This is a genomic window from Cognatishimia sp. WU-CL00825, assembly GCF_040364665.1.
Classification (GTDB): domain Bacteria; phylum Pseudomonadota; class Alphaproteobacteria; order Rhodobacterales; family Rhodobacteraceae; genus Cognatishimia.
This window is the reverse complement of sequence record NZ_BAABWX010000007.1, coordinates 53,315-64,408: the sequence shown is the minus strand read 5'-3', so window position 1 is coordinate 64,408 and position 11,094 is coordinate 53,315. Positions and strand designations below refer to the sequence as shown.

Annotated in this window: 10 protein-coding genes; 6 read left to right on the top strand and 4 right to left on the bottom strand. The window is 53.8% G+C overall.

Going from position 1 to position 11,094, the window contains the following annotated elements; genetic code table 11:
• Nucleotides 1-33: 33 nt before the first annotated feature.
• The 4 genes from ABXG94_RS16420 to ABXG94_RS16405 form a co-directional block, all read right to left on the bottom strand.
• Nucleotides 34-798, bottom strand: coding sequence for a polysaccharide deacetylase family protein (locus ABXG94_RS16420; protein WP_353536030.1), 765 nt, complete (start codon nt 796-798; stop codon nt 34-36).
• 101 nt (nt 799-899) lie between these two features.
• On the bottom strand, nt 900-1,844 hold the full coding sequence (locus ABXG94_RS16415; RefSeq protein ID WP_353536028.1) for a glucokinase: 945 nt from the start codon (nt 1,842-1,844) through the stop codon (nt 900-902).
• Between the two features lie 20 nt (nt 1,845-1,864).
• The gene (locus tag ABXG94_RS16410; RefSeq protein ID WP_353536026.1) at nt 1,865-3,187 is read right to left on the bottom strand and encodes a GH1 family beta-glucosidase; all 1,323 of its coding nucleotides are present in this window, start codon (nt 3,185-3,187) and stop codon (nt 1,865-1,867) included.
• A gap of 9 nt (nt 3,188-3,196) precedes the next feature.
• The gene (locus tag ABXG94_RS16405) at nt 3,197-4,222 is read right to left on the bottom strand and encodes a LacI family DNA-binding transcriptional regulator (protein WP_353536024.1); all 1,026 of its coding nucleotides are present in this window, start codon (nt 4,220-4,222) and stop codon (nt 3,197-3,199) included.
• Nucleotides 4,223-4,445: 223 nt separating this feature from the next.
• Here ABXG94_RS16405 and ABXG94_RS16400 point away from each other — a divergent pair, with 223 nt between their 5' ends.
• The 6 genes from ABXG94_RS16400 (at nt 4,446) to hemP (ending at nt 11,037) form a co-directional block, all read left to right on the top strand.
• Nucleotides 4,446-5,735 carry an ABC transporter substrate-binding protein gene (locus ABXG94_RS16400; RefSeq protein WP_353536022.1) on the top strand — a complete coding sequence of 430 codons (1,290 nt, stop codon included), beginning with the start codon at nt 4,446-4,448 and terminating at the stop codon, nt 5,733-5,735.
• An 82-nt stretch (nt 5,736-5,817) separates the two neighbouring features.
• Complete coding sequence (locus ABXG94_RS16395) at nt 5,818-6,822, top strand: carbohydrate ABC transporter permease (RefSeq protein ID WP_353536020.1); 1,005 nt, start codon at nt 5,818-5,820, stop codon at nt 6,820-6,822.
• Nucleotides 6,822-7,967, top strand: coding sequence for a carbohydrate ABC transporter permease (locus tag ABXG94_RS16390; RefSeq protein ID WP_353536018.1), 1,146 nt, complete (start codon nt 6,822-6,824; stop codon nt 7,965-7,967). The genes ABXG94_RS16395 and ABXG94_RS16390 overlap by 1 nt, the downstream gene beginning before the upstream one ends.
• A gap of 12 nt (nt 7,968-7,979) precedes the next feature.
• Nucleotides 7,980-9,641 carry an alpha-glucosidase gene (locus tag ABXG94_RS16385; protein WP_353536016.1) on the top strand — a complete coding sequence of 554 codons (1,662 nt, stop codon included), beginning with the start codon at nt 7,980-7,982 and terminating at the stop codon, nt 9,639-9,641.
• Between the two features lie 3 nt (nt 9,642-9,644).
• A complete protein-coding gene (locus tag ABXG94_RS16380; protein ID WP_353536014.1) occupies nt 9,645-10,733 on the top strand; it encodes an ABC transporter ATP-binding protein in 1,089 nt (362 codons plus the stop codon).
• Nucleotides 10,734-10,878: 145 nt separating this feature from the next.
• Nucleotides 10,879-11,037 (top strand): hemin uptake protein HemP, encoded by a 159-nt coding sequence (gene hemP, locus ABXG94_RS16375; protein WP_353536012.1) that lies wholly within the window; start codon nt 10,879-10,881, stop codon nt 11,035-11,037.
• Nucleotides 11,038-11,094 lie beyond the last annotated feature (57 nt).

Genomic DNA, 11,094 nt, shown 5'->3' with positions numbered 1-11,094 from the left:
ACTGTTAAGAAGCCACATCGATTGTGGCAAGCATCAAACGCCTATTTGGCCCTTAGGGTGCTGAAAAATCTCTACGGGACCATCGTTAAATTCCATCCAGAACTGACGACAAAACTCCCAAACCTCTGGAAAATGCGCCATATGGTGGGTCAAAAGCCCAAAGGGTTCCGTATTGTCAGACTTGCCCTGACGCCGTTTTTTCAACAAGCGCACCGCTTTCTCAATGATCGCCTGAGGATCAGACAGGTTTTTGGACGGCCGCCAATACAACGGATCAATATGGGTGTTGATCTGTCGCAATCCGTGCACCAGTAACGCGTCGGTCTTTGGATGGCTGGTTGATAAAGACTGATAGCCCAGCGCTGGAAGCTTTTCGACCAAATCCAAATCAACACGGTTCCACGGAGGCACAAACATCGCAACCAATTGGTCGCCGCATAAAACGGTTAACCGACGCAAGCCCTCGGCGGCTTCTTCGCACCGCAGATCCAGCGCACGTGCATCACCAAATTCTGACTTTGGCCCTTCGGACGGCTGAAAGTTTGTATGTGACCAACCATGCACCACAGGATGCAACTGCGCGGTATCTGCAATTGTCTTGGCCAACGCCTGGGTCGCATTGCGCGGGATCACCGCCAAATGCACCGGCATCGACACCTCGGATGAAAGATTTATCAACCTGTCCAGAGCGGCGCTGGGGTCGGTTGCATCATCGTCACGCCACCACACCGGCAGAGTCAGCCCGTCTTTCCGCCAGCGCTGAAGCTCGACCTGTAGCGGAGACCAATCCAATTTCATTTGCATGCTGTTCAAGCCAACAAATTGCAAGCTTGCCCTAAACCCCAATTGCCAAACAGTATCCTAGCAATAGAGCCAGATTGCAATTGGCGCAGCGCGGCTCAGGATTGGGATGCGTGCAGTTGGCGCAGATGGCGCGCGCAGCCTTTGAGCGCAGCAAAATCATCCTCGATCAACGTCACATTGATTGATCCGGCAAGCTCTGAAAACCGGCCCTTTTGCGCTTTGATCTCGGCAAATCCATATTGCGCCAAATGCGGCGTCACAGCCCGCGCAACGCCTCCGGTCAAATAAATGCCGCCAAACGGCAGATGCGACAAAGCATAATCGCCAACAACGCATCCCAAAAGTGCAACGTAATCTTTCAGAGTTGCTTGCGCCTTGGGGTCTCCGGCATCCAAAGCCATCATGATATCGCTGGCCGCGCGTTTTTCCCCGCTGTGGAACTCATAGATGTTCTCGATGCCTTGCCCCGCCAAGGCCACTTCAATAGACGCATAGCCTCTGTTGGCGCTCAACCAATCACACAACTCCGCCTGATCCTTGCGATAGGGCAGTGTTGCGTGCCCCCCTTCGCAAGATGGCACCACCAGATCTTGACCATATCGATGAACAGGCACGATATTGAACCCCGTTCCCAACCCAACCACCAAACGTGGCCCGACCTTGGGGGCCGCAACTTGCACAACTGGGCGCGTCGTATCAGCCGTTAAGTCATCCAACGCATAGCCCTGTGCCTGTAGATCGTTGATCACATCCGCCACTGCAGCGCCTGTCACATCGCGCATCGGCTTGGGGTCAATTTCCCAGCTTAGGTTGGTCATGCGGCCAATGCCGTCGGTTACTGGACCTGCCGCACCGGCGCAGACCCCGTCCAGCGGCCCGGGGGCCATTTCTGTCACATAAGCATCAAGGGCGGCTTCAAAACTATCGGTCTCGGCATTGCGATAGCGCCGTGTTGATCCGTCGATCAATCCGCTATCATCCGCGAGCCCCACACGTGTATTTGTGCCGCCAATGTCAGCAACCAATAACAATCCAGCCATGAAACCCCCAAAAAGTTCTCTTACGATGTTAGCGCTATCTTTAATGCGCTATAAGACTCTTTTGGCGTGCGATCCAGTGTTTCGAAGTCAACATGCACCAAACCAAAGCGTTTTTCATAGCCAAGGGCCCATTCATAGTTGTCCAAAAGCGACCAAACCATGTAACCGCTTAACGGAACGCCCTCTTGCATAGCCTTTTGCGCAGCGGCCACATGCTGGTTCAAGTAATCGATTCGCGCAGTATCCTGCACATGTCCATCCTTCAGAACATCTGCATTGGCCATACCATTTTCTGTCACAAACAGGGGCAAATCGCCCGTGTATTCCGCCTGGGTGCGCTTTAAGAAATCATACAGGCCTTGGGGGTAAATCTCCCAGCCCATTTGGGTTTTGGGCAGGGGGCCGTCGACCTCATCGTGGCTTGGCCAAGGGCCATCGTTTGGTGCGATGACTTTACGGGTATAATAATTCAACCCAACCCAATCCAAGGGCTGCTGAATGGTGACAAAATCATCCTGATAGTTCTCAGGCAGATGCGGGCCCAGTCCTTGCAGCACATTTTCTGGATAACGCCCTTTAAAAACGCCATCGAGGAAAAAGCGGTTGTAATACCCATCATAAAGCGCGGCCGCATCTCGGGCCGCCTCACTCCCATCAACCGGCGTGGCCCATTCAAAGTTAAACACGCCCCCCAGGTTTTTCATGCCCAAGCCCCGCATCACTTCGATAGAGGTCCCATGCGCCAGCAACACATGGTGCATAGCGCGCGCAGTGGCGCGAATGTCACGCAGTCCCGGCGCATGGTGCCCCAAGAAATGGCTCAGCCAGCCCACACACCAAGGTTCATTGATAGGTGCTGCGCTAAACACCCGGTCGCCGATCCGCCCCATAATGATTTCGGCGTAATCGCCAAACCATTTGGCAATATCGCGGTTACGCCAGCCACCCTGATCCGCCAGCGCCTGCGGCAATTCCCAATGATACAGGGTCGCACAAGGCTTCAACTCACGCTCTAGCATCGCGTCCACCAACCGGTCATAAAAATCCAAACCTGCTTGGTTGGGTGTCCCGCGCCCGTCGGGCAACACCCGCGCCCAGCTGGTTGAAAACCGATAGGCATCAAATCCAGCGGCGGCCAAAAGGTCAAAATCCTCCTCAAACCGATGATAGTGGTCGCAGCCCAAGGCTCCGTTTTCTGCCCGCACCACATTGCCGGGGGTTGCCGCGAAACTATCCCAATGGGTTTGCCCAGCCCCGCCAAATTGATGGCCTTCGATCTGATAAGAAGACGTTGCGGCCCCAAAAATAAAATCCTGGGGAAAGTCACTGCGTTTGAACTGCATTGGGTATCCTTAGTTTGGGGCCGGACCGGTTGATTTCCCAACAATCAAATCTGCTTCCAGCAACACCGAGACAGGCTCTTGTGTTGGCGAAGCGATTTGGTCCAGCAAAAGCTTTGCAGATTGACGACCCGCCTCGCGCACAGACGACCGAGTTGCCGTGAACAGTGGTTCATCTTTGCCATTATTCAAATAGCTCAGGTCATCATCATGGGTGATCACAGACACATCTCGGCCCATCTTCAGACCCGCTTCTTCGATAGCGCGACGCACCCCGATTGCGGTGATCATCGATGAAGTTAAGATCGCGGTTGGCGGATTGGGCAATGCTAGCATTTCACGCAACGACGTATAGCCCAGCGCCTCGGTCATCTCGCCACTACGCATCAAGTCCGCCCGCAAAGGCTCGCCCCTGTCGAGCAAGACTTCCTCTAGCGCTTTGCGGCGCCGAAAGGCAAAATCCATATCCTCCAGACCGTTAATCAGCGCGATGCGCCGATGCCCCAGGTCCATCAAAAACGAGGCCGCGCGCCGAAACGCCGAGAAGTTATTCACATCAAGCCAGCTATAAGGCTCTGTCACTTCCGATGCCCGACCATGCACAACAAACGGCATATTCAACTCGCGTAAAAGTGGAATACGAAAATCCTGCATATGAGGACCATGCACAATCACCCCATCCACAGTTTTGCGCTTATGCAAGTCTCGATAGGCCTTTTCCTCGTCCCCATCCGGCACTACCGACAGCACCATGTCATAGCCACTTTTGGAATAAGTCTCCCCCGCTCCGGCGATAAAATCGCCAAAAACCGGGTTCACCATTTCATGATTTGACGAGATCGGGATGACATGCCCAACGGCCATGGATCGGCCCGTGGCAAGCCCTTTGGCTCGGGTATTTGGGCGGTATCCATGTGTGCGTGCGGCTTCCTGCACCCGCATACGGGTCTTTTGATTCACCTCGGGGTACCCATTCAGCGCCCGACTAACGGTGGTCTGAGATAAACCCAATAATTCTGACAGCTGTTTTAGGTTCATCGCATCCTCAAAGCGCTTTAAATTTTGATCCTTAGTAATATGACGGCGACTTCTAGTCAAAGAATATCCCCAAGAAATCCGTCAATAACCTATTATTTTTTCGAAATCGAAATCAAATATTGACTCCAAGCCGACTCATTTGACATGTTAGCGCCATCCAAAGCGCTTTGAATTTTAATTTGCGCTACAAAAATCATGCTTGCACTTCTAGGGAGGAAGACACATGAAACTATCCTTATTCTCCAGCGTTGCTGTTGCCGCCATGGCCGCCAATATGGCGATGGCAGACAGCCACCTTGCCGGTCAGCAGTTGACCGTCGCGGGTCCTTGGCTTGGCCCAGACCAAGAAAACGTCGAAGCTGTCTTGGCAATTTTCGCCGAAAACAGTGGCATCGACGTGCGTTATGTCGGTTCTGACAATTTTGAACAGCAAATCATGATTGATGCCGAAGCCGGCTCTGCCCCAAATGTTGCGGCTTTCCCCCAACCGGGTCTTGCCGCAAACATGGCAGCACGAGGCTTTTTGACACCCTTGGCAGATGGCACCGGTGACTGGGTGCGTGAAAACTATGCCGCTGGTCAATCATGGGTTGATTTAGGCACTTATGCGGGTGCAGATGGGTCAGACGGGCTTTATGGCTTTTTTTACAAGGTCGACGTGAAATCTCTGGTTTGGTATGCGCCAGAAAACTTTGAAGACGCCGGCTATGACGTTCCAACCACAATGGAAGAGCTCAAAGCCCTGACCGACCAGATTGTAGCGGATGGCGGCACACCTTGGTGCATCGGGCTGGGATCAGGCGGCGCAACCGGCTGGCCAGCAACTGATTGGGTCGAAGATCTGCTGTTGCGCACCCAATCCCCAGATGTCTATGACGCATGGGTCAAAAACGAGATCGCCTTTGACGATCCGCGCATCGTCGCAGCCATCGAAGAATTTGGGGCCTTTGCCCGGGTTGACGACTATGTTGCGGGCGGCGCAGCTGCAGTGGCCTCGACTGACTTCCGCGACAGCCCCAAAGGCATGTTCTCAGCTCCACCTCTTTGCTACATGCACCGTCAGGCCTCGTTTATTCCGGCCTTCTTCCCAGAAGGCACCGTGGTTGGCGAAGATGCAGACTTCTTCTACTTCCCAGCCTATGCCGGCAAAGATCTGGGTGCGCCGGTTCTGGGCGCAGGCACAGTTTGGGCGATCACCAACGACAGCCCAGCCTCTCACGCTTTGATCGAATTTTTGCAAAGCCCAGAGGCACATGAAGCCTGGATGAAGCGCAAAGGCTTTTTGACGCCACACAAGGGTGTCGACACGGCAATGTTCTCTGACCCAACCCTGAAAAAGATGAATGACATTCTGTTGGGTGCAACCACGTTCCGCTTTGACGGTTCTGACCTGATGCCAGGTGGTGTGGGCGCAGGCAGCTTCTGGACTGGCATGGTTGACTATGCCTCTGGTACAAAAACCGCTGGCGAAACAGCTACAGCGATCCAGCAAAGCTGGGATGGCCTGAAGTAATTCAGCCCAAAACATAAACTGCGTCCGGCCCAACGCCGGACGCAGTATCAGGGTCCACCTAGACCCGATTAGGGGAAAATCCATGCATCCAGCATTACTTGGCATCTTGACCATCGTCATCGGCGTTGGCGCCTGCGTTGGCTATTTTTTCTTATCTAACCTGGCGTTGGATAAGGTGATCTTTCCACCGCGCGGCCCAAACGCAGGACGCAACATCAACCGCGCGAATATCATTCGCCCCTGGCTCTTTTTGGCTCCGGCCCTGTTTGTCCTGGGGCTTTATCTGGCCTATCCAGTTTTTGCGACACTTTGGCTTTCACTTACGGAACGCACAGCCAATGGCGCACAATGGGTTGGGCTTAGTAACTATTCGCAAATGCTGGGTGAACCCAAATTCTGGGAAGCCATGCGCAACAACATTTTGTGGCTGATCTTTGTGCCCGCGGCCTCAACCGCCTTTGGCCTATTGGCCGCACAGCTGACGGACCGCATCGGCTGGGGCAACATTGCAAAATCCCTTATTTTTATGCCAATGGCGATCTCTTTTGTCGGCGCAGCAGTCATCTGGAAGCTCATTTACGACACCCGCCCTGAAGGCTCTGACCAAATTGGCGTCCTGAACGCGCTTTACCTCTACTTTGGTGGTGACACGCCGCAGCAATGGCTGACCATTCCGCTTTGGAACAACCTGTTCTTGATGGTGGTCTTGGTCTGGATCCAAACCGGGTTTGCCATGGTGATCTTATCCGCGGCTCTGCGCGGCATCCCCGAAGAAACCATCGAGGCTGCCATTGTTGACGGAGCCAATCCGTTTCAAGTGTTTTTCAAGATCAAAGTGCCGCAGATCATGGGCACCATCGTTGTGGTCTGGACCACGATCACCATCATCGTTCTCAAGATCTTTGACATCGTTTTTGCCATGACCAATGGCCAATGGGAAACCCAGGTGCTTGCCAATTACATGTACGACAAACTGTTCCGCGCCAATGACTGGGGGGTCGGCTCAGCCAGCGCGATGATCATCATGCTGCTGGTCACCCCTATCCTTGTCTGGAATGTTTACAACGCCCGCAAGGAGATGCGCTAATGGATAATATTGCTGGCACCAAATCCTCCCTGATGTGGGCAGTGCACCTCTCTGTCGCCGCCCTTGTGGCGCTTTGGCTCCTGCCCACATTTGGCCTGTTTGTTTCGTCATTCCGCACCGCAGATCAAATCTCTGGCAGCGGCTGGTGGAATTCTCTGACCGCTCAAGAACAAACCCTAACACTGCGCACCCAAGCGCCGGACACTCAGCAGCAAGTCGGAAATCTATTTGTGATCGAAGGACAGTTGTTTGAAGGTGACGCGCCGGAAATTGACTCTTGGGGGATTTCTTCCAAAGCGGTGGACGCGTTTCAGGCTGGCGAAACCGCCGAACTGCGCAAAGGTGGCACATTGATCGTCAATCCAGACGGCACCTATCGCATGGCCCATACCGAAGCCTTCAGCGGCTCACGCGGCCAACGTATCTTTCTGACCGCAGAAGTGCCGCCAGAATTCACCATGGATAACTACAAAACCCTTCTGTTTGACCCCAAGAATATCGACGGGATGAGCAAAGCCTTTATCAACACACTGACAGTGACCATTCCAGCGACCATCATCCCAATTCTTGTTGCGGCCTTTGCAGCCTATGCATTGGCGTGGATGGAATTCCCCGGTCGGGCCTTGCTAATTGCCTTTGTGGTAGCGCTGCTTGTGGTCCCGCTGCAATTGGCGTTGATCCCGCTCTTAAAGTTGCACAATGAAATTGGCATCGGCAAAGGTTATATGGGGGTCTGGTTGGCCCACACCGGCTTTGGCATGCCTATGGCGATTTATTTGCTGCGCAATTACATGGTGGGGCTCCCTCGTGATATCATCGAAAACGCCCGGGTAGACGGCGCAACTGAATTCCAGATCTTCATCAAGATCATTCTACCGCTGTCGTTTCCGGCCCTCGCCAGCTTTGCAATCTTTCAGTTCCTCTGGACCTGGAATGACCTGCTCGTTTCACTGGTCTTTCTGATTGACAGCACCGGTGAAACCACGGTGATGACAAAACAAATCGTAGAGCTTTTGGGCACCCGTGGCGGCAATTGGGAGATCCTAGCAACCAGCGCCTTTGTCTCTATCGCTGTGCCTTTGGTGGTCTTCTTCGCAATGCAAAAATACCTCGTGCGCGGCATGCTTGCCGGCTCGGTCAAGTAACGGAACAATGGAATGAACGTAATGACTTCGCTCAATTCAGCACACGCTCTAGCAGGTGACACAGATTGGTGGCGCGGCGGCGTGATTTACCAAATCTACCCGCGCAGCTTCCAAGACAGCAGCGGCAATGGCATCGGCGATCTAAAAGGCATCACCAGCCGCCTACCGCACATTGCCTCGCTTGGGGTGGACGCCATCTGGATTTCGCCGTTTTTCAAGTCGCCAATGAAAGACTTTGGCTATGATGTCAGCGACTATTGCGACGTTGATCCAATGTTTGGCACGCTGACTGACTTTGATGCGCTTGTGGCGCGCGCCCACGATCTGGGATTGCGTGTCATGATCGACTTGGTGTTGTCTCATACAAGCGATCAACACGACTGGTTCAAAGAAAGCCGCAAATCACGCGACAACAGCAAATCCGATTGGTTCGTTTGGTCCGACCCAAAACCAGACGGCACCCCGCCCAACAATTGGCTGTCGATCTTTGGGGGATCAGCCTGGCAGTGGGATCCGCGCCGTGAGCAATACTTTCTGCATAACTTCCTAACCAGCCAACCAGACCTGAACTTTCATACGCCAGCTGTGCAAAGCGCGCTGCTGGATGCCACCCGATTTTGGCTGATGCGCGGGGTTGATGGGTTTCGCTTGGACACCATCAACTTTTACACCCACGATGCGCAGCTGCGCGACAACCCGGCCCTGCCCGCCGAGGCACGTAACGCCACCATCGCGCCCAGCGTGAACCCCTATAATCATCAGGAACATCTCTACTCCAAAAACCAGCCAGAAAACTTGGATTTTCTGCGCAAATTCCGGGCGCTGCTTGACGAATTCCCCGGCTCTGCTGCAGTTGGCGAAGTGGGGGATGCGCAATATGGGTTGGATATTCTTGGGCAATACACCCAAGGCGACGACTATGTGCATATGTGCTATGCTTTTGAATTCCTGGCGTCAGCCCCACTGACCGCCACCCGCATCGCCGAGGTCTTTCGGCACCTAGACGAAAAGGCACCCGATGGCTGGGCCTGTTGGGCCTTTTCCAACCATGACGTCATGCGTCATGTGACCCGCTGGGATCTGACGCCCAAGGCCCTGCGCCTGTTCACAACCATGTTGATGTGCCTGCGCGGATCAGTCTGCATCTATCAGGGCGAGGAGCTTGGCCTTCCAGAAGCAGAGGTGCCATTTGAGGCACTCCAAGACCCCTATGGCATTGAATTCTGGCCAGAATTCAAGGGTCGCGACGGCTGCCGAACACCGATGGTTTGGGAAAAATCCAACCAAAATGGCGGCTTTAGCCAGGGGCTTCCTTGGCTGCCGGTCAGCGCGGATCACTTGCATAATTCGGTCTCTGCCCAAGAAGAAACACCAGACGCGCTGCTGCACCATTACCGTCGCGCGATCGCTCTAAGGCAAGATCATATTGCGCTGCGCAAAGGCGCGCATTCTGCGCCGACCGCAACTGGCAATATCCTGCAATTCACACGCAGCTACGGCGAGCAAACATTGTTTTGCGCCTTTAATCTGGGCGACAGCGCCGCAGATCTCACGTTGCCAACCTCTGCTTTGCAGCCCATCGCTGCGGACCTCGGAGGCGCGCAATCCACCAGCCGCCAGATCACACTTGATGCATGGCAGCCTTTCATCGCGATTTTGGACCAAGGGGAATAAATCATGGCAGGCCTTAAACTTCAAAACGTAGAAAAGACCTATGCCGGTGCGGTCAACGTGCTTAACGACATCAATCTGGACATTGAACCCGGTGAATTGATTGTGTTCGTTGGACCGTCGGGCTGTGGCAAATCCACCTTGCTGCGCATGATTGCAGGCCTGGAAAAAATCACGGGCGGCACGTTGGAAATTGACGGTATGTTGATGAACGACATGCCACCCGCGCAGCGCGGCATAGCCATGGTGTTCCAATCCTATGCGCTGTATCCGCATATGACGGTGCGCGAAAACATGGCTTTTGCCCTGAAACTGGCCAAGAAAACCCCGGCCGAAATCGATGAATCCATCGCCTATGCCGCCAAGGTTTTGCAACTCGAAGACTACCTTGATCGCCTGCCAAAGGCCCTGTCAGGCGGGCAACGTCAGCGGGTGGCCATTGGCCGCGCCATTGTGCGTGATCCCAAGGTCTATTTGTTTGACGAACCGCTTTCCAACCTAGATGCCGCGCTACGTGTAGCCACCCGCATCGAAATCGCCCAGCTTAAGGAAGCCATGCCAGACAGCACTATGGTCTATGTGACTCATGATCAGGTCGAAGCGATGACACTGGCCACACGCATTGTTGTTCTGGCCAACAAGGGCATTGCTCAGGTCGGCACCCCTTTGCAGCTGTATGAAACCCCTGAGAACGAATTTGTCGCCCAATTCATCGGCTCTCCAGCGATGAACTTGCTATCCGGCGAGATCACCGAAACCGGTACAATCACCACAGTGACTTTAGATGGCGGCGGCATTGCACGCTCAAATGTTGCCACCATGGACAGCGAACTTGGCCTCCGCGTGAATATCGGTATCAGACCAGAGGACTTCACCGTGACCCATGACGCGGCCATCTATACCGGCATGGTCAAGATCACCGAAGCTTTGGGCGAGGTAACGCTGCTGTACTTTGAACCCGAAGACACCGCCGACGGGGTCATCGCCAAACTGCCCGGCATTCACAAAGAGCTGCGGCGCACCCAAGTTGGTCTGACCGCAGATCCGTCAAAGGTTCATTTGTTCAGCAACGGCAAATCTTTGTTCTACCGCTAAGGCACAAAAAACCAATAAAGTGAGTTAGCCCCGCGCCTGCGGGGTTTTCTTTTGCCTAAATTTATTCCCGACAAATAAAATCAGGAATTGACTCATCCGAGTATTTTAGTCAGAAATAAATCACCACAGCCAAGGAAACGCGACAATGAATATTCAAACCCCGATTTCAGATCTCTTTATTGATACACCTGTGCATGACGCCAAAATCATCACCGGCAAAAACGGCCTTGCCCGAATTGTGCTGAACAACCAAATCTACACGCTGCGCATCACCCGCGCCGGAAAACTCATTCTCACCAAATAAGCCGCCCCCCAACGAAAAGGGCGACCGCCGGGCCGCCCTTTCGCATTTCAAGTTTGG